Here is a 20,198-nt window from a genome sequence, read left to right as displayed (position 1 = left end):
AAAAATACGATAAATACAAATACGCTCAGTCCATGATCATTACCGAGCTTTCATGCAAACGCCATCCCTCTTAACATATCATTTCAAAAAGCGGGAATTGAGGAGAAATGATGGATTTTGAACTGCTTCAGCACAAATCATTGCGTTGAATTTTCCCGATTTAAACAGTTTAGCTGTAATGTTTACTTTAATTTGCTGTGCAATCAAATACTTCTCAATTTGTAATTGACAGGTCTGATACTTAAACCGATATTAGCACGCTCATTTCCCCTCCCGATTTTATTAGGCACATATGAAGGCCAGCTTAAAAAACTTAAATATTCTGCTGTTAATTTTGCTACCCACCCTCATCACAGGTGGGGTACTCATTATCGCAGGTAATTTATCAGATGGTTTGAGGCTCGGCTGTTTATCTTTGCCAGGTGTATTGCTCATTTATTTAGCGATTACTCGCCAAAAGGGATATTGGTATGTGAGCACCGTTGCTTGGTGGTTTATGGCTTGGCTCGATGCCTTGCTGCGTTCGAGTACCTGGTTTTTATTCAATAGTGATAATGAAGCCTATTTTATTATTGAAGCGATTGCCAATACCAACCATCAAGAAATCTGGGAGTTCTTACAGCTACATCTGCTGAGCATTGCTGCTGTAATTTTTGCTTTACTCTGTGTGCTGACACTATATAGTTTATCCGTGTTTAAACTTGTGAAGCCCATCCACTTCAAGCAGCTTTGGGCCAGTCATTTTTATCGTGGCTGCATTATTCTGCTTATGGTACTGACTGTAACCAGCTACCTGATGAAACCTTCACGTAAGGTACATCCTGTAATCTTCTGGTCAGAGTTCCAAACAAAAATACAGGATTTCAAAGACCGCATTAAACAGCATAAAGATGTTCATCAGCAGTGGGATGTCAGTGCTCGTCAGAATTTTGAACTGACCCAACACGCTGCAGGCAAACAGACCCATGTTTTAATTCTTTCAGAAAGTCTCACTAGCTTAAATTTAGGGGTGTGTGGTTATGCAAGAGATACCACGCCTGAACTGGCTAAACGACTGGCTGAAATCAAGGTATTTTGTAATGCCTTTTCTCCATCGCCCTCAACTATTAACGCCTTGCGAGTCTTGTTGACTGAAAGTCCAGCTGCTGAACATGACAAATATTCACCAGAAAGTATTTTGGCTTATGCACGTGCTGCAGGTTATAAAATCTATTGGCTCAGCAACCAAGATGATACTTATTTATCGTCATTATTTGGTTCCTATGCAGACAAAGCCATTTATAAAAATACCCGTTCCGGCCGAAGTAGTACCTCTTTAGACGAAAGCTTGATTCCAGATTATCAGCAGGCACTTGCTGATCCAGATCCCAAAAAACTAATTATTCTGCATTTGATTGGTGCACATCCAAACTATCAAGAGCGATATCCTGCGGCATTTAATAAATTTAGCAGCGCCAGTAATGATCAAGTAGAGAGCGAACTAAAAAGTCGTAAGATTGATCCATGGATACGTTCGTTACGGAATGATTATGATAATGCCGTTTTATACGAAGACTCGCTACTCGCCAAATTTTTAGATGCATTGCAAGCAGATGGCGCACCAGATTTTAGATCTTTCACGGTTGTGTCGGATCATGGCAATGAAGTTGGACACGAAATTGACTATGCTGGACATAGTCCAAATACCAAAGCAGGTTATCAAGTGCCTGTAATTATGTGGTCCGATCACTTACAGGTCACGGGTGTCAATAAGGACAAAATTTTGAATACTGCTGAACTGGATAATAACCTCATGCATATCATGGGACTAAAAGATAAATCATCTCCTCAGCAATCGTACTGGCAAGATAAAAATTATCAGTTTACCCCAGAGATCAATTGGCCCTATTGGAAACAAAAAACTTAATCTGTGCCATGAAAATCCGGTTTTACCCAAAGAAGACTGGATTTTTTAATGGCAAATCCCGTTTCACTATAAAATTCTTGATATTTTCACAAAAGCATCATCAAATTGTCATTTATTTGAGAACTTTAGCTTTCACACTAAGGGCTTAAATAAAAACTGATGAGTTTATACATGTTTAAAAAAGCTGCTCTTTGTCTCTGCCTAATCAGTCTTGCAGGTTGTAATGATGACAATAATAATCAAGGCAATACCACTCAACCTGAATACCAACTTCCAAAAATACTAGTGATTGGACACCGTGGTGCAAGTGCTCTTCGCCCCGAACATACGCTTGCGTCTTATCAAAAAGCCATTGATGATGGCGCAGATTTTATTGAACCAGATTTAGTTTCAACCAAGGATGGTGTTTTGGTTGCTCGTCATGAAAATGAAATTGGTGGAACCACTAACGTTGCCACCCTGCCTCAGTTTGCCGACCGTAAGAAAACCAAAGTCATTGATGGCGTGACATTAGAAGGCTGGTTTACCGAAGATTTCACCTTAAAAGAATTACAGCAGCTTAAAGCACGTGAACGTATTCCACAATTTCGACCTGACAATCAAAAATACAATGACCTCTATCCTATTCCAACCCTAGAACAAATTATTGAACTGGCAGAAGCCCACTATAAAAAAACAGGAAAAATCATTGGTCTTTATATTGAAACCAAACATCCAACCTACTTCCAGCAACAGAATTTGGCGCTGGAAGACCCGCTGCTTAAAACACTGTCTAAGTATCAATATAGCCGCGATATTGCGCCAATTTATCTACAATCATTTGAAGTCAGTAATTTAAAATATTTAAAGAACCAACTTGATCTGCACAAAAGTGTTAAACGCGCTCAATTGATTCAACTCTATGATGCGCCAGAAACAAGACCAGCAGATTACGTCGCACAAAATAATCCTAAAACCTATGCAGATCTGGCAACGGCACAAGGTCTCAAAGACGTTTCAACCTACGCCAATGGTGTCGGCCCTTGGAAAGTCTATGTCTTTAAAGATGCGGCAATGACACAAACCACTTCTTTCATTACAGATGCACATAAAGTCAATTTAAAAGTGCATCCTTACACTTTCCGTCCTGAAAACAACTTCCTGCCAGATACACTGAAATGTAGTACAGATAAAGCCAAAGCAGCTGAACGTTGCCCTACAGGATCGCTCAAAGAAATGCAACTGTATTTCAAAGCGGGTGTAGATGGTGTCTTTACCGATGACCCTGCTTTAGGTCGCCAAGCGGTACAAAACTATCAAGCGACCTCGAAATAACCTATGAGCTATAAATAAGGGCAGCTCAGTTGCCCTTTGAATCAAGAGGCTAACTGTTTCCCCTTGACCTGCGTCCATTGCCACCAGCCATAAGCGGCTAATCCAACAAAAGCAGCGTAGAGTCCTGCGGTCAGGAAAACTTCTTTGTAACTAAACATCCCCACATAGATGATGTTGACAAAAATCCACAGAATCCATGTGGCAATATGCTTACGGCTCGTCCAATAAGTTGCAAGTAAACTAAAGGCCACCAGTTGTGAATCCAACATCGGGACAGCAGCGTCAGTAAAGTGCTTCAGAATCAAACCAAACAGCACACCAAAAATTAGCGCTAAAGCCATTTGTGCCAATACCGTGGTCTTGGCAATCGGCTCAATCCGGATATCATGCTCTTGACGTTTACCTTTGAGCCAGTAATAAAACCCATACACATTCATCGCAATAAAGAAAAATTGCAGGATCGTTTCACCATATAACTTGAGGGTAAAGAAAAAATAGGCGTATAAGCTACAAGCGATAAAATTAAACCACCAGCACCACATATTTCGTCGAATGGTTAAGGTCACACCAATCAGGCTAATGATCACCGCAAAAATTTCTAAAGCAGACAAGAGCAAACTTCTTTCAGAATTTGATCGCATCATTATGGAAAAATCTGCAATTTAAGCAATGCCCAATTGTTTATTCTCTTGACTGATATTTTTATCTTAATTTGAGAAAACGACTATTTTTCACCCAAAGCCTATGCTATAAAAATCTAAACCGTATTTAAGATTTTTGATATGTTCAGCAACAAAGTTTCTTCAGCACTCAACATGATTATTTTGCATGGCATTTCTGCCCATGCAGCGTGGCGACGTGTCTGCATTTCCTTGCAAGGAGACTTTGCCCCCATTCATCCGATGACTAATTAAAACATCATTTGAACTGCAAGGTCGCCACAACAGCGACCTTTTTTATTGTCTAAATTTTTTAAACCGATCTACCGTTGCTATAACAGGAGTCTCAGCATGAGCCAGTTACCCGAGAAGAATCTTATTTCCAGCACACAGATACAACCGACTGTGGCCCTCGTTTCCCCTCGCCTTGCTACAGTCGGTCAATTTATTGCAGTGGTACTCATTTGGTCATTCACACCGTTGGCCGCAGTTTTGACAGTGCATGAAATTCATTGGGCTTGGGGACTGTTTTTTCGCTTCAGTATCGCCATTCCATTGGTATTGATTTGCCTGTTTTATTTTCGACAAAAGCTTATTTTGACACCTCAAGCTTTTATTAGTTATAGCGCGGGTGCAGTGGGTTTATTTGGTTCGATGACCTTTTGTTATATGGGCGCAACCCGTGTTTCCTCAGGCATGATTTCAATTATTTATGGCACGGCACCCCTCTGGTCAGGTCTAATTGCAGTCTTTATTTTAAAACGAGAACAGTTTTTAAAACGTCAATGGTATGGACTAACCATAGCAATTTTAGGTTTATCCCTAACACTGGGGATTGGTGCTGATCATATTCAACTGGATTTGCTTGGTCTGCTTTATGAGTTCATTGCAGTTTTACTGTATGTGCTTTCAATGTTTGCCGTTGCCAAAGTCGGTGCCGAGATTCATCCCATTATTCAAACCACAGGCTCAACTTTGATTTCATGGTTCGGCTACTTGTGCTTATTACCCTTTTTCCTTACAGAAATGCCGACACAACTTCCCAGTCTGCAGACCTGTCTGGCATTGTTATATAGCGCCTTATTTTCTTCTGTGCTGGCCATGATTTTTTATTTTCATTTAATCCAGAAACTTAATCCAACCACCGTGATGCTGATCACTATTCTAACTCCCGTGTTTGCCACCTGTTGGGGGATCTGGTTGAATCATGAGCCTATCAGCTCACATTTGGTCATTGGTTTAATATTGCTGTGCCTCGGTCTATTTCTTTATGCCTATCGCAATCGACCACGCCTACAATAAAATATGCAAACGGATGGGTCAGGCAACACGACCAATCCGTGATAGTAACTCTAGATTGACTCAAGTACACTGTAGCAACACTCCGCACGACGTCTCATAGATTTGATCAAGGATGAAATAATCGATGCGCTCTTACGTTTTATGGCTTTGCTGTAGTCTAATCTTGCTCTTACAGGGTTGTGTACATGCGACAACACCGCCCGTTTCGATGACGCTTAAAACCACAGAACTCAAACAGCGCTATTACCAAGCCAAAACCACGGCATCCGACGGTACAGTCATTGCGTTTACGGTGTATCAACCACAGTTAAAATCAGATCAAACTGCCCCATTATTGTTACATACCCATGGTTTCGGTTTGTCTCGGATGAAGCGCCCAGAACTCAGTTTATATGGTTTTTTATTACCCACAGGGCAAGTTGCAAAAACAGCGTGGCAGAAGGGCTATTGGGTAATTAGTTATGATCAACGTGGTCATGGCGATAGTCAGGGAAAAATTCGCCTCACCGATCCAGAGAAAGAGGCACAAGATGTCATCACGATAATGAACTGGGCTGAAAAAAATCTACCACAACTGGCCAAAAATCAGAACGGCGTCCGTACCGGTATGATTGGTGAGTCCTATGCGGGTGGTGTGCAGTATCTTGCTTCAGCAATAGATCGACGTTTGCAAGCCATTGTTCCGATTACCACCTGGTATGACATCGTGGATAGCCTTGCACCGAATGGCGTGCCGAAAAGTAACTGGATTGGCTTTCTTAATCTGATTGGAGACTGGTGGAACTGGAATAAATTTGATCCAGCTCTCAAACAAGCCTACTTGGATACCCAACAAGGGCAGTTAAAGCAGTCCACCTATAATTTTCTCAACACCCATCAAGCCAGCTGGTTTTGCAGTCATAATCAAGCGCCGCAAGCAGATGCCCTGATTATTCAAGGTTTCAGAGATGTGCTCTTCCCTTTCAATGAAGGAGTTAAAGCAGCGCAATGTATGCAACAAGCGCAGCATGAAGTACATTTGATCGGGGTACAAGGTGGACATTTACAGCCTTTTGTTCAGCATTCACCCCATGGAAGTACCCCATTTTGGTATATTGGCCAATCCGTACATTGTGGAAATCAACAGCAGTACAATCTACAAAAAACGATTTTGGCGTGGTTTAACCAAAAGTTAAAAGATCAATCCCCAGCTGAATCATTACCAGCGTTATGCGTTGATCAAAGTCCCGTCAATCATTTTAGCGATCTTCACCCCATTAGCAGCTATGATTTGAAAAAAACATGGATCGCACCCACAAAAGTCCAAGCTGTCTTTGTACCCATCCATACTGCCCAGCAGCCAATCTCAATCACTGGCTCAGCGCTGCTGAGTTTAAACATGGAAACAACATCGAAATATGCAGACTCGACCATGTTTATCTCCATGGCAATTAAATCAAAGAGCACGGGAAAATATACCATTTTAAATGACCAAACCGCCCCATTTAACCCAGCAAAGAAACGGAGTTATGATCAGATTCGACTAAACTCAGCAAGTCATAATGAAAAAACGCAAACTATCGAATTACCAAGTGTTTATGGACAACTGAATCAGGGAGATACACTAGGCTTGTTGATCAACAGCGAAAGTGTGTATTATCAGAGAATACAACAGCCTAAAATCGAAGCATGGATTTCAGGGCAAATTGTTTTGCCAAAATTCTGGAATAAAGTTGCTACGAAATAGTTGTACTTATTATAGAAACCAATCGAGAGTGTAATTTACCACTCTCGATTGGCAATCAATTCTTCCATTTCAATGTCGAGATAACCGACATCTTGCACCACCATCATCATGGCTTCCGCAATATAATCTGCGGCAGTATCGTCTAAACTAGACTCCAAATCTTCAAACTGAGGTTTCATTTCGTTAATTTCGCTCAGGGTCTGATGTGCATAACGATAGATTTCAGTTTCAGATAAATCGGTACGACTGACCTTTTTAGAAAACTGTTGAATATGCTGCTTCACTTCAGCAACGAGAATATCGGGATAATATTCATCGTCAAACATGGGGAGGAGTAAATCTTCAAACATAAAAAATAATATGCCACTAAAACGCCATGCTTATAACATAATCTCACCAAAATCACGATATTTAGCCATAAAAAAAGCGGCCTTTCCGACCGCTTTTTAAAAAATATAGCTTAATCTTTTTTCGCACTTAAGCTTTTAGCAATCTTGGCAAGCTCTACGAATTCTTCACGCATTTGATAAGGATCTGGTTGTGCAGATTGCTGTGCCAACTGAATAATTTGATCCCAGCCCATCGCACCATTGTATTGCCCACCTTTTAATTGCTGCGCATAAGCAGCCACTGCAATCGCAAAACGGGTATCCGAATTGGCTTGGGCAAGTGTTTTGCTGTCGGCTTTCACCGCTTGATTGAGCAAAATACTTTTTTCCTGATTTGGCAATTTATAGCGCACATTGACAAAAGCATATTCAGACTTTTTCGCTGCATCTGTTTTTGTTGTTGCTTGATAACGCGAGTCATTCAGCCAACCTTGTTGACCAACTGGAATGATTTCATAAAGTGCGGTGACATTATGTCCTGCACCAATATCACCAGCATCGACTTTATCGTTATTGAAATCTTCCTGTTTCAACATCCGGTTTTCATATCCCACCAAACGATATTCTTTCACTGTAGCAGGGTTAAACTCGACTTGAATTTTAACATCTTGTGCGACCGTGGCGAGAGTCGATGAAAGCTGGCGCTGTACTACTTTTTTCGCTTCATTTTTATTATCGATATAACTATAATTGCCATCTCCAGCATCTGCCAGTTGCTCCATCAACTGTTCATTATAGTTTCCTGTTCCAAACCCTAAAGTCGTTAACGAAATCCCACTTTTGCGTTTCTCAGCCACCATCCCCTTTAAAGTATTAAAATCGGTAATCCCGACATTAAAGTCGCCATCGGTCGCTAATAAAATTCTGTTAATCCCGTTTTTAACAAAGCCTTTTTCAGCTTGCTTATAGGCCAGTTGAATCGCCTGCTCACCAGCAGTTGCTCCGCCCGCTTGTAAACTATTAATCACTGCGAGAATCTTGTCTTTCTGATTACCCGCAGTCGGCTCTAAAACTAACTTTTCACCACTGGCATAAGTAATAATCGTAACCTTGTCTTGGGCTCTTAATTGCTCAGTGAGTAAGCGTAACGTTTGTTTGACCAAGGGGAGTTTGTCTACTGAGTCCATACTGCCAGAAACATCCACTAAAAATACCAGATTAGCAGGGGGTAATTGCTTGGTGGTGAGATCTTTGGCCTGAATCCCAATTTTGATCAGCTTGGCATTTTCTTTCCATGGTGAATCGACTGTTTCCGTTGTGACCGAAAATGGATGCACATTATTCGGCTGCGGATATTGATAATCAAAATAATTAATCATCTCCTCGGCACGGACCGCATCAACAGGAGGTAAACGGCCATCATTTAAAAAACGACGGGTATTGGTATAACTGCCTGTATCGACATCAATACTAAATGTTGAGACCGCTTGATCCGCAACACGATGAACAGGATTGACCTCATTCTTTTGGTACTTTTCAGTATTCTGCTCTAAGCGTGGTCGCTCCATACTCGGCATAATGGCAATATAAGATGCTGGTGCGATCATTTTTCGTGTCTGAGCCAAGCCCTGATTTGACATGGTCATCGGGGCTGGTGACACAGGCATTGTCGTTTCAATCATTGCCTGATCATTGTGTTTAACCGGCAGACTACAAGCCATGATCATGCAACTGAGCAAACTAAGTGTGAGTATTTTTGTAGATGGATGCATGCTTAAATTCCCAAATTCTATTTTGTCTTTTCAAATGAAATAAATATGCAAAGATTGTATGCAAAAAAATAAAGCGACACCGTATTTGTATGTATCTTTCTAAGACGGCTTATCAATGATTTAAAGCTAAAGCTTTATTCAATCGCATAATTGATCGTCACCACCACACGGGCAATTTTGTTGATGGTGGCCTTGTCATAAGCTCCTCCATAATCACTGTCATCGTCAGAGCCACTTTCAGGCAGAATATAGAATGCCCCTTGGCTGGCTGAACGCATCATCCCGACTTTGGCTCCACCGACCTTGGCAAATTCATTTGCGCGGCTATAGGCATTCTTGGTCGCATTGGCAATTAACGACATTTTGATTTCTTCAAGATTAGACACCAGATACTCTGGCTTCTGTTCAATGGCAATTCCTTTTTCATCAAGCAAATAAGCATCACGGGCTGCCTTTTCAATTTTCTTGATATCACGACTGCTAATCACAAAAGACTGCATGGCTAAATAGCCTTTAAACTCACGATTGATGCGTCCCTCCCCCATATTCACTTCCTCATAATACGGCTGTGAACTTTTATTCCCCAATTGCATATCAGCAGCCTTAAAGCCATGTTCAACAAAAAAATGCTGCAAAGCCTGCATATGCTGATCCAGTAACTGATAGGCTTGTGGAATCGTGTCAGAAGTGTGGTTGGTTTGTAATTTGATTTCCCAGCGCGCCGAGTCTGCTTGAATCGGTTTTTCAGCTAATCCTTTGACTATAATTGAGTTTTTATTGTTATTTAACTGTTTAAGCGCATAACCCATCACCGCAGCCGAGATAATAAAACCAAGACTTAGAATCAGTGCGCACAGCCATAGACTTCTATATGTAATTGTTTTAGCTTCCATTTTATTATATTACCCATCTTATCTTATAGGCTTGTTATATTGAATCTTCTTCAGCAAGTCAATAGAGCCTTAAGCGCTCTACTGACTCAGACTAGCTTAGTTATTTTGCATCATTTTCCATACTTTAATGGCATCACTGGTGGCTTTCACATCATGAGCACGAACAATACTGGCACCCTGTTGAATACTCAACAAATGTCCCATTACGCTCCCCACGGTACGTTCTTGCGCAGGTACACCATTCAATGCTTCACCAATAAAACGTTTCCGCGATAACCCAGATAGGATGGGATAGCCCATTCGATTCAACTTCCAGAATTCATTCAGTAACTGAAAATTCTGTTGTGCATTTTTAGCAAAACCAAAACCAGGATCGATAATGATATTTTCAGCTTTAACACCAACAGCAATCGCTTGATCCAGACGTTGTTGTAACTCCAAAATCACCTCTTCAGTTACATCCCGATATTGATCCAACTGGTTCATATTGGTGGGTTCACCCCGCATATGCATCAAAATTACAGGAATATCCAATTCTGCTGCTGTTTCCAACGCCAGTGGCCGTGTTAAGGCACGGACATCATTCCAGATATGCGCACCAGCCTGTACAGCTGCACGCATCACCTCTGGCTGACTGGTATCAATCGACAAGATCACATCGTATCTGGACAATCCTTCAACCACAGGGACGACACGGCGGATTTCTTCTGCTAAAGCAACAGGTGATGCATTCGGACGGGTTGACTCTCCACCAATATCAATGATGCTTGCCCCATCTGCCATCATCTGTAACGCATGTTGGATAGCTTGGTCTTTTTGATGATGCTGCCCACCATCACTAAATGAATCAGGTGTCACATTCAAAATCCCCATCACTTGGGGTTGTGAGAGATCTAATCTAAAACGGCCACACTGTAACTGACACGGTGCTAATGGCATCAACTGCATCAAAACGCTCCACATTGCAATGTGACTATATTAACAAGACTGCCATGTCGACGCTGATGATTTATTTTCAATTTAGAATGAAATCCAAACAAAAAAGAGCGACCGAAGTCGCTCTTTTTATCTCATCGTTGATTAGCCCATTGCTGGTAACGGCGGTGGTGTAGATGGACCATCTTTCGGTGGTTCAAATGCAGCCACTGGATTATCAGCAACATAAACTTTAGGTGGTTGAGGCTCACGACCTTCCATGATGTCACGGATTTGGTCACGATCGATTGTTTCCCAATCCATCAATGCTTTTACCATTGCATGTGCAATATCTTTGTTATTTTCCAAGATATCACGTGCAACTTTGTACTGTTCATCCAAAATACGGCGAACTTCTTCATCTACTTTTTGTTGCGTAGCTTCAGAAATGGTACGGCTACCCACATTACCGAAGAAACCGTTTTGGTTTTCATCTTCATACACCATTACACCAAGCTTATCTGACATACCATATTTGGTCACCATTGCACGCGCCATTTTAGTGGCACGTTCAAAGTCGTTAGATGCACCTGTCGACATTTGGTTGATAAAGACTTCTTCTGCAATACGACCACCAAACAAGATTGAAAGTTCATTCAACATCTTATCTTTATAGTGGCTGGTCTGATCTTGCTCAGGCAACTGCCAAGTCACACCCAGTGCCCAACCGCGCGGCATAATCGTTACTTTATGCACAGGATCAGTACCCGGTAAGATCTCAGCAACAATCGCATGGCCGGCTTCATGGTAAGCTGTCGCACGACGCTCTTCTTCACGAATCACCATCGATTTACGCTCTGGACCCATGTAAATCTTGTCTTTGGCATCTTCAAAGTCGTGCATATCTACCGTGTTTTTATTACGGCGAGCAGCGAACAATGCAGCCTCATTGACCAAGTTTGCAAGTTGCGCACCAGAGAAGCCCGGTGTACCACGTGCAAGTACTTTAAGATCTACACCTGTCACCGAAGGTAATTTCTTCAAATGCACATTCAAGATTTGCTCACGACCACGGATGTCTGGTAAACCAACCATCACCTGACGGTCAAAACGGCCTGGACGAAGCAAGGCTTTATCCAAGACATCAACACGGTTGGTTGCAGCAATAACGATTACGCCTTCATTACCTTCAAAACCATCCATCTCAACAAGCATTTGGTTCAGAGTTTGTTCACGCTCATCATGACCACCACCTGTACCTGAACCACGATGACGACCGACTGCATCAATCTCATCAATAAAGATGATACATGGCGCATGGCGTTTAGCTTGTTCGAACATGTCACGAACACGAGAAGCACCGACACCGACAAACATTTCAACGAAATCAGAACCCGAGATGCTAAAGAATGGAACCTTAGCTTCACCCGCAATTGCTTTCGCCAATAATGTTTTACCTGTACCTGGCGGACCAACCATCAATACACCACGTGGAATGGTCGCACCCAGACGTTTGAATTTGGCAGGGTCTTTTAAGAAATCAACGATTTCAACCACTTCTTGTTTTGCTTCGTCACAGCCAGCGACGTCACTAAATGTTAGCTTGATTTGATCTTCAGATAACATTTTTGCTTTTGACTTACCAAAGCTCATAGGACCGTTTTTGCCACCAGCGCCACCGCCCATATTACGCATGAAGAACATGAATAATAAGATGATGAGCAATACTGGGAAACTCGCAATGAGAAGTTGCATCAAAATGCCTTGACGTTGCGGCGCTGTGCCTTCAACCACTACATTTTGTTTATTCAAGCTTGGTAGCAACTCAGTGTCTTCAACTTGAGGACGAACCGTCTCAAATGAAGAACCATTGGTTTTTTCACCATTAATATTTAAACCGTCGATTGTGACTTGTTTAATTTGCCCAGCATTCACCGCTGCAACGAAATCAGAATATTTCATCGCTGCAGGCTTATTGCGGTCACTGACGTTGCTAAAAATCAAAATCAGAACACCGAGTATGATGAGCCACAATACGGCATTCTTGAAGTAATCGCTCAAGGCTTTATTCCCATATCAATCTAATTTGATCATACCTAATCTTGGCTGACCTTCACAAAAACAGCAATGAATTTGCGTTGCAAAAAACTTAAAAGGTACAAAATGCACAATTTTTAACAACTTGGCAAGTACACTTTTATTGCAATGCCTTTTTACGACCTTGGCCAATCAAAAAAACTTCTTTCGATCGAGCACGTGATGCCGCAGGTTTGGCTGTTTTTAATACATCAAAACTATCGACCACCTGTTTTCGGAATTCATCAAATCCTGAACCCTGGAACACTTTAACAATAAACTGTCCGTTTGGCCCAAGTACTTTTTGAGCAAAATCCAAAGCCAGCTCACATAAGTAAATCTGACGTGGTTGATCAACAGCCCTATTACCTGATGTATTGGGGGCCATATCTGAAATTACAACGTCTACTTGACGTCCATTTAAAATATTTAACAATTTTTCGAAAACTTCTTCCTCTCGGAAGTCACCTTGCAGGAAGGTTACATCTGGAAGTGCGTCCATTGCCAAAATATCTGATGCAATGACCAAGCCATTGGCACCCACCAATTTACCCGCAATTTGCGACCAGCTACCTGGTGCCGCACCCAGATCAACCACGGTCATGCCCGGCTTGATCATTTTATATTTTTCTTGAATTTCAAGTAACTTATACGCAGCGCGCGCGCGATAACCTTCCTTCTGTGCTTTCTTTACAAAATGGTCATCTAAGTGCTCTCTCATCCATGCACGACTGCTTTTAGACAATTTTTGATTGGTAATGCGTGTCGCCATAACTCACTAAATTTCAAAAAACTTCTGATGCATCATTGTACGTGAAAATTACTCTCAATACAGTACGGATGTACTTCATTCACACGAACTTTTACAGATTTTTTCCGATTATTGTCATTGATGATTTCGTCAATTTTTCACATATTTGTTGCAAGTGCTATGCTCATGAATCTATCTTAGAATCGGGATGCAAGTTATACTAGGTCGTTTTCCAAATCAGGTATTTTTAATGGCGGCTTTATCTATCCATGAACGTAAGCGTTTACGTCAAATCGGTCATGCACTTAATCCAGTTGTAATGATTGGTAGCCAAGGTCTTACAGAAAACGTCATTGAAGAAACAAATCGTGCTTTAAACGATCACGAATTGATTAAAGTGAAAATTGCGGGTGAAGACCGTGATGCACGTGGCGCAGTTATTGATGCCATTGTTGAAGCAACAGGCGCTGAGTCTGTACAAAAAATTGGTAAAATTGTTTTGCTCTATAAAAAAGCAGCCAAACAAAACCAACACCTGTCTAACTTGGTTCGTTTTGCTCATTTAAGTAATAAGTAATTACGATGGCAAGTTATGAACTGTCGGCTTTTGATCGCTTTAGTGCCATTACCGTGGTTGGAGCGATTGAGCAACAAACACCAGCAAGCTTAAATGTTGGTTTTTGGGTTCGTGACCCAAATCAATTTTTGATTTACCCAGATCAAGTCACAGCGCACCCACGTCGTGACTTTTTATGGGAACAAACTTGCTATGAAATTTTTGTAGGTGTGAAAGATCAGGATTTCTATCGTGAAATCAACCTTTCCCCTTCTCAAGCTTGGCAAGTCTATCAATTTGAAGAATACCGCTTTCCTGAAGATATGCCGCCTATCGCTGCCTATGATATAGAACTCAATCATTTGCAACGTACGCATTATGGATTGAATGTCAGTTTAGATCTGTCTCAATTTATGCGTGAGCATCAACTCAAATGGGCAGACCTCTATATTGGCTTAACAGCGGTCTTGAACACCACACAAGGTCTGCATTATTTTGCAATGCAACACAGTAGTCCTCAAGCTGACTTCCATAATAAGCGCGACTGGTTACATCAGTTTTAAATAAAAAAGCGAGAAAAATTCTCGCTTTTTTTATCGCTATGCCAAATTAGCTGGCACGAACCTTATTCCAAGCTTCAACTGCTTGTTCTTTGGTACGCTTAAAGCTACCCACTAAAGTATCTTTATGCTTTACTGAAATCTGGCTAATGTCATCTTTCAGTTCTTTGCTCACTTTAGTTAAATCTTCAATCAATGCATTTAACTCAGTTTTTAATGCATTTTTCAATTCAAGCAAGTTGCCTTGAGAAGAATTGAGTTGGGTTTTAATCACTTCAATACGCTCTAAGATATCCTGCTTCAGTTGAGTCAATTGATTTTGAATGTTTTGGTTCAACTCTTTCGCTTCGGTCTCAATTTTCTCTTGTGTTTCAGCCAGTGCTTCTTTGACCTGACCTTGCGTTTCAGCAATTACGTCTTTTGCATGTTCCTGAGTCTCGGCAATCACTTCTTTTGCCTTTGCTGTTTTCTCTGCCACCACTTCTTTCGCTTTTGCAGTTTTTTCAGCAACGACTTCTTTTACCTCAGTCGTTTTTTCTGCAACGGCTTCTTTGGCTTTGGTCGTTTTTTCAACGACAACCTCTTTCACTTCTTCAGCAGTTGCAGCAGGTGTTGTTTGATTTGCAGCCATTTTAATTTCCCTCATTTTTGATTGTTGATTTTTCGGCTAGCCATAAGATAAAACGCTCATTTGTTAAACACCTTAAAAATTGTTAGACAATTTGCATAATATCTCATCATATCGATATACGGATGATCGATTTTGCAATAGACAGCTTTGTCCGCCTCTTAAAAAAGAATTCGAGAATTCCTGACTTTAATAAATAAAACACATAGACTTTTCACCCACTCATGCGTATAATGCGCTGTTAAGTTACAAGCGAGCAGACTGGAAGGAGGGGCATGTTTTTTTAAGACGGCCTGCCTTTTTTTATGTCTACTCGCTTTTTTACAGCCCTATTTTTGTGGTCTTAGTTCAGGAGCTTTGGTTTGAGCACCCCCGCCATTTTAGCCCTCGCAGATGGAACGATCTTTAAAGGAACGTCTATCGGTGCATCGGGTAGTACGACTGGTGAAGTCGTTTTTAATACCGCCATGACTGGTTATCAAGAAATTTTGACTGACCCAAGTTACGCGCAACAACTTGTGACGCTGACTTATCCTCATATTGGAAATACTGGCTGTAATAGTGAAGACGTTGAATCAGGTCGCATCCATAAAGTATGGGCGAATGGTTTAATTATTCGTGATCTTCCTTTATTGCACAGTAACTTCCGTGCTGAACAATCATTAAGTGAGTACTTGGAACAACACAATGTTGTTGCAATCGCTGATATTGATACCCGTAAATTGACGCGTATTTTACGTGACAAAGGTGCACAAAATGGTTGCATCCTTGCTGGCGAAAATATTACAGAAGAAGAAGCTATTGCCAAGGCACGTGCATTCGGCGGTTTGAACGGTTTAGATCTTGCAAAAGAGTGCTGTGATCCGACGGGTTTCGAATGGACTGAAGGTTCTTGGACTTTGGGTCAAGGCTTTACTCAACCAGAATTTAAATTTCATGTTGTTGCATACGATTATGGTGTCAAAACCAACATCTTACGTATGCTCGCAGACCGTGGTTGTAAATTAACAGTTGTTCCTGCACAAACCCCTGCTGAAAAAGTACTCGCATTGAATCCAGATGGCGTGTTCTTGTCCAATGGTCCTGGTGACCCAGCAGCATGTGACTATGCCATTGAAGCAGTGAAAACCATTGTTGAAACCACAACATTACCTGTATTCGGTATTTGTTTAGGTCATCAAATTTTAGCACTCGCTTCTGGCGCAAAAACCATGAAAATGAATCACGGTCACCACGGCGCCAACCATCCTGTACAAAATCTTGAGAATGGTACAGTGATGATTACTTCTCAAAACCACGGCTTTGCTGTCGATGAAACTACCTTACCTGCAAACTTAAAAGTGACACATCGTTCACTGTTTGACGGTACAAACCAAGGTATCCATCGTACTGACAAACCAGCATTCAGCTTCCAGGGTCACCCTGAAGCCAGCCCAGGTCCACATGACTGTGCTCCATTGTTCGATCATTTCATCGAACTTATTGAAGCCGCTAAGAAGTAATTAAGGAGCGAATAATGCCTAAACGTACGGATATTAAAAGCATCTTAATTATTGGTGCTGGTCCTATTGTCATTGGTCAGGCGTGTGAGTTTGACTATTCAGGTGCGCAAGCATGTAAAGCGCTTCGTGAAGAAGGTTACCGCGTTATTTTGGTGAACTCTAACCCAGCGACCATCATGACTGACCCTGCAATGGCGGATGCAACCTATATCGAGCCAATCACTTGGCAGACTGTTGCTCAGATCATTGAAAAAGAACGTCCAGATGCAGTCCTGCCAACCATGGGTGGCCAAACTGCATTGAACTGTGCCCTTGCTTTAGACGAGCACGGCGTTCTTGAAAAATATAATGTAGAACTGATTGGCGCATCAAAAGAAGCGATTGAAAAAGCAGAAGATCGTAAACTGTTTGATATCGCGATGCGTAAAATTGGTTTGGAATGTCCAAAAGCGGCCATTGCTGAAACAATGGAAGAAGCGTTGGCGATTCAAGCGGGCTTCGGTTTCCCAGTGATTATCCGTCCATCATTCACCATGGGTGGTTCTGGTGGTGGTATCGCGTATAACCGCGAAGAATTCCTTGAAATCTGTGAACGTGGTTTCGACCTCTCTCCGACACACCAATTATTGATTGATGAATCATTGATTGGTTGGAAAGAATACGAGATGGAAGTTGTTCGTGACAAAAACGACAACTGTATTATCGTCTGTGCGATCGAAAACTTCGACCCAATGGGCGTTCACACTGGTGACTCAATCACCGTTGCACCTGCTCAAACATTGACAGACAAAGAATATCAATTGATGCGTAATGCATCGGTTGCAGTTCTTCGTGAAATCGGTGTTGAAACTGGTGGTTCGAACGTTCAATTCGGTATTAACCCGAAAGACGGCCGTATGGTTGTGATCGAGATGAACCCTCGTGTATCACGCTCATCTGCACTTGCATCTAAAGCAACAGGTTTCCCAATTGCAAAAATCGCAGCGAAACTTGCGGTGGGTTATACCCTTGATGAATTGAAAAATGACATCACGGGCGGCGTAACACCAGCATCTTTCGAACCGTCGATTGACTATGTTGTCACGAAGATTCCTCGTTTTAACTTCGAAAAATTCCCGCAAGCTGAGCCTGTATTGACGACTCAGATGAAATCTGTGGGCGAAGTGATGGCAATTGGTCGTAACTTCCAAGAATCTGTACAAAAAGCACTTCGTGGTCTTGAAGTGGGTGTATGTGGCTTTGATGAAAAAGTTGAAGCGGGTACAGCCAATGCCAAAGACATCATCTTAAAAGAGCTTAAAGTGCCTGGCCCTGAGCGTATCTGGTATGTTGCCGATGCATTCCGCCACGGTTTCTCTTTAGATGACGTATTTGAAGCAACCAAAATCGACCGTTGGTTCTTGATTCAAATCGAAGACATCATCAAAACTGAAGCGCAAGTAAAAACTTTAGGCTTTGGTGACTTAAACGCTGACAATATCCGTTCGTTCAAACGCAAAGGTTTATCTGACCTGCGTATTGCCAACTTAATGGGTATTTCACAAAAACAATTCCGTAAGCATCGTTGGAACTTGGGTGTCTATCCAGTTTACAAACGTGTTGATACGTGTGCAGCCGAGTTTGAATCGGGTACTGCTTACATGTATTCAACTTATGACGAAGAATGTGAAGCAAATCCATCAAACCGTGACAAGATCATGGTGATTGGTGGTGGTCCTAACCGTATTGGTCAAGGCATCGAGTTTGACTACTGCTGTGTACACGCTGCGCTTGCAATGCGTGAAGACGGTTATGAAACTATCATGGTGAACTGTAACCCTGAAACAGTTTCAACTGACTATGACACCTCTGATCGTCTCTACTTCGAACCTGTCACTCTTGAAGATGTACTTGAAATCGTACGTACCGAGAAGCCTAAAGGCGTGATCGTACAGTACGGTGGTCAAACTCCATTAAAATTGGCGCGTGCTTTGGAAGAAGCAGGTACTCCAATTATCGGTACATCTCCTGACGCAATTGACCGTGCAGAAGACCGTGAACGTTTCCAGCAAATGATTCAACGTTTACAGCTTCGCCAACCGAACAACAGCATCGTAAAATCTGCTGAAGAAGGTATTTCAGAAGCTGCGAAAGTGGGTTATCCACTGGTTGTGCGTCCATCTTATGTATTGGGTGGCCGTGCAATGGAAATCGTGTATAACGAAGATGAACTTAAACGTTACCTTCGTGAAGCAGTTCAAGCATCGAATGAAGCTCCTGTCCTGCTTGACCGTTTCCTTGACGATGCAACAGAAGTTGACGTGGACTGCGTATCTGACGGTAAAGATGTTGTGATCGGCGGTATCATGCAGCACATTGAACAAGCAGGGATTCACTCAGGTGACTCAGCATGTTCGATTCCTCCGTACTCGCTTTCACAAGAAGTTCAGGACGAAATGCGTCGCCAAACTGTGGCTATGGCAAAAGAACTTGGCGTTATCGGTTTGATGAACGTTCAGTTTGCGGTTAAAGGTGACGACATTTATGTACTTGAAGTGAACCCACGTGCATCACGTACTGTTCCTTTCGTATCTAAATGTATTGGTGACTCTTTAGCAAAAGTTGCGGCACGTTGTATGGCTGGCCAATCTTTAGCATCACAAGGTTTCACCAAAGAAATCATCCCAACACACTATGCTGTAAAAGAAGCCGTGTTCCCGTTCGCCAAGTTCCCTGGCGTTGACCCAATGCTTGGGCCTGAGATGAAATCTACAGGTGAAGTAATGGGTGTGGGTAAAACTTTTGGTGAAGCATTCTACAAAGCGGTATTAGGTTCAAATGAACGTTTACCGGGCTTGCCAACTGAAGGTGAAGTCAAATATGCATTCTTATCGGTTCGTGAATCAGATAAGAAATACATCGCTGATGTTGCGAAAAAGTTGATTGCTTATGGCTTTAAACTTGTTGCAACAAATGGTACACATCGTGTGCTCAAAGAAGCGGGTATCGAGTGTGAAGCAGTCAATAAAGTGACCGAAGGTCGCCCACATATTGTAGACCGCTTGAAAAATGGTGAAATTCATCTTATTGTCAACACAACTGAAGGCAAACAAGCTCAGTATGATTCTGCCATGATTCGTCGTGCTGCCCTCCAAGGCAAGGTGTATTACACCACGACAATTAACGGTGCAGAAGCAGTTTGCCAAGCATTTGCTGTGAAATTGCCAATGGATGTATACCGCTTGCAAGATTTACAAACTGTAGGTTAATTCTCTACCGATAAAGTCCCGTCACCTTATCGGTGGCGGGCTTTTTCTTTTTTTAATCCTG

At 41.9% G+C, this 20,198-nt stretch carries 16 protein-coding genes; 8 read left to right on the top strand and 8 right to left on the bottom strand.

The annotated features are described in order from the left end of the window. Positions 1-292 precede the first annotated feature (292 nt). Both Aba26S_RS15995 and Aba26S_RS15990 read left to right on the top strand, forming a co-directional pair. On the top strand, positions 293-1,906 hold the full coding sequence (locus Aba26S_RS15995; RefSeq protein ID WP_043973421.1) for a phosphoethanolamine transferase: 1,614 nt from the start codon (positions 293-295) through the stop codon (positions 1,904-1,906). A gap of 171 nt (positions 1,907-2,077) precedes the next feature. Continuing rightward, entirely contained in the window at positions 2,078-3,220 is a 1,143-nt protein-coding gene (locus tag Aba26S_RS15990) for a glycerophosphodiester phosphodiesterase (RefSeq protein WP_005243699.1), read from the top strand. Between the two features lie 41 nt (positions 3,221-3,261). On the opposite strand, the gene pnuC is transcribed toward Aba26S_RS15990, so the two are convergent. Continuing rightward, positions 3,262-3,831 carry a nicotinamide riboside transporter PnuC gene (gene pnuC, locus Aba26S_RS15985; protein WP_370538963.1) on the bottom strand — a complete coding sequence of 190 codons (570 nt, stop codon included), beginning with the start codon at positions 3,829-3,831 and terminating at the stop codon, positions 3,262-3,264. Positions 3,832-4,230: 399 nt separating this feature from the next. Between pnuC and Aba26S_RS15980 the strand changes: the two genes are divergently transcribed. Together Aba26S_RS15980 and Aba26S_RS15975 are read left to right on the top strand one after the other, a co-directional pair. Then, positions 4,231-5,181 (top strand): DMT family transporter, encoded by a 951-nt coding sequence (locus tag Aba26S_RS15980; RefSeq protein WP_043973415.1) that lies wholly within the window; start codon positions 4,231-4,233, stop codon positions 5,179-5,181. Positions 5,182-5,305: 124 nt separating this feature from the next. Next, positions 5,306-6,907, top strand: coding sequence for a CocE/NonD family hydrolase (locus Aba26S_RS15975; protein ID WP_043973411.1), 1,602 nt, complete (start codon positions 5,306-5,308; stop codon positions 6,905-6,907). Between the two features lie 35 nt (positions 6,908-6,942). Here the strand turns inward: Aba26S_RS15975 and Aba26S_RS15970 are convergent, their stop codons facing one another. The 6 genes from Aba26S_RS15970 to rlmE form a co-directional block, all read right to left on the bottom strand. Continuing rightward, positions 6,943-7,257: a DUF5713 family protein gene (locus Aba26S_RS15970; protein WP_043973409.1), complete on the bottom strand. Its 315-nt coding sequence runs from the start codon at positions 7,255-7,257 to the stop codon at positions 6,943-6,945. Positions 7,258-7,367: 110 nt separating this feature from the next. Beyond that, complete coding sequence (locus tag Aba26S_RS15965) at positions 7,368-9,008, bottom strand: VWA domain-containing protein (RefSeq protein WP_043973408.1); 1,641 nt, start codon at positions 9,006-9,008, stop codon at positions 7,368-7,370. 134 nt (positions 9,009-9,142) lie between these two features. Then, a complete protein-coding gene (locus Aba26S_RS15960) occupies positions 9,143-9,901 on the bottom strand; it encodes an SIMPL domain-containing protein (RefSeq protein ID WP_005243710.1) in 759 nt (252 codons plus the stop codon). A gap of 96 nt (positions 9,902-9,997) precedes the next feature. Next, positions 9,998-10,849 carry a dihydropteroate synthase gene (gene folP / locus Aba26S_RS15955; RefSeq protein WP_043973404.1) on the bottom strand — a complete coding sequence of 284 codons (852 nt, stop codon included), beginning with the start codon at positions 10,847-10,849 and terminating at the stop codon, positions 9,998-10,000. A 132-nt stretch (positions 10,850-10,981) separates the two neighbouring features. Further along, a complete protein-coding gene (gene ftsH, locus Aba26S_RS15950) occupies positions 10,982-12,877 on the bottom strand; it encodes an ATP-dependent zinc metalloprotease FtsH (RefSeq protein ID WP_004651936.1) in 1,896 nt (631 codons plus the stop codon). A 136-nt stretch (positions 12,878-13,013) separates the two neighbouring features. Beyond that, complete coding sequence (rlmE, locus tag Aba26S_RS15945; protein ID WP_005243712.1) at positions 13,014-13,664, bottom strand: 23S rRNA (uridine(2552)-2'-O)-methyltransferase RlmE; 651 nt, start codon at positions 13,662-13,664, stop codon at positions 13,014-13,016. Between the two features lie 229 nt (positions 13,665-13,893). Between rlmE and yhbY the strand changes: the two genes are divergently transcribed. Together yhbY and Aba26S_RS15935 are read left to right on the top strand one after the other, a co-directional pair. Further along, the gene (gene yhbY / locus Aba26S_RS15940; protein ID WP_004774823.1) at positions 13,894-14,220 is read left to right on the top strand and encodes a ribosome assembly RNA-binding protein YhbY; all 327 of its coding nucleotides are present in this window, start codon (positions 13,894-13,896) and stop codon (positions 14,218-14,220) included. Between the two features lie 5 nt (positions 14,221-14,225). Then, entirely contained in the window at positions 14,226-14,762 is a 537-nt protein-coding gene (locus tag Aba26S_RS15935) for a DOMON-like domain-containing protein (protein WP_005243715.1), read from the top strand. Positions 14,763-14,808: 46 nt separating this feature from the next. On the opposite strand, the gene Aba26S_RS15930 is transcribed toward Aba26S_RS15935, so the two are convergent. Then, positions 14,809-15,390, bottom strand: a complete 582-nt coding sequence (locus tag Aba26S_RS15930) for a hypothetical protein (protein ID WP_005243716.1) — start codon at positions 15,388-15,390, stop codon at positions 14,809-14,811. Positions 15,391-15,749: 359 nt separating this feature from the next. On the opposite strand from Aba26S_RS15930, the gene carA reads away from it, so the two are divergent. Further along, positions 15,750-16,889, top strand: a complete 1,140-nt coding sequence (carA, locus tag Aba26S_RS15925) for a glutamine-hydrolyzing carbamoyl-phosphate synthase small subunit (protein ID WP_005243717.1) — start codon at positions 15,750-15,752, stop codon at positions 16,887-16,889. Between the two features lie 14 nt (positions 16,890-16,903). Beyond that, positions 16,904-20,137, top strand: a complete 3,234-nt coding sequence (gene carB / locus Aba26S_RS15920; RefSeq protein ID WP_043973402.1) for a carbamoyl-phosphate synthase large subunit — start codon at positions 16,904-16,906, stop codon at positions 20,135-20,137. The last annotated feature ends 61 nt before the right edge of the window (positions 20,138-20,198 follow it).

Origin of the sequence: Acinetobacter sp. NBRC 110496 (assembly GCF_000876115.1) — a bacterium.
Taxonomy (GTDB): domain Bacteria; phylum Pseudomonadota; class Gammaproteobacteria; order Pseudomonadales; family Moraxellaceae; genus Acinetobacter.
Note: the sequence above shows the minus strand (reverse complement) of the source record. Positions and strands in the feature narration are given on the sequence as shown.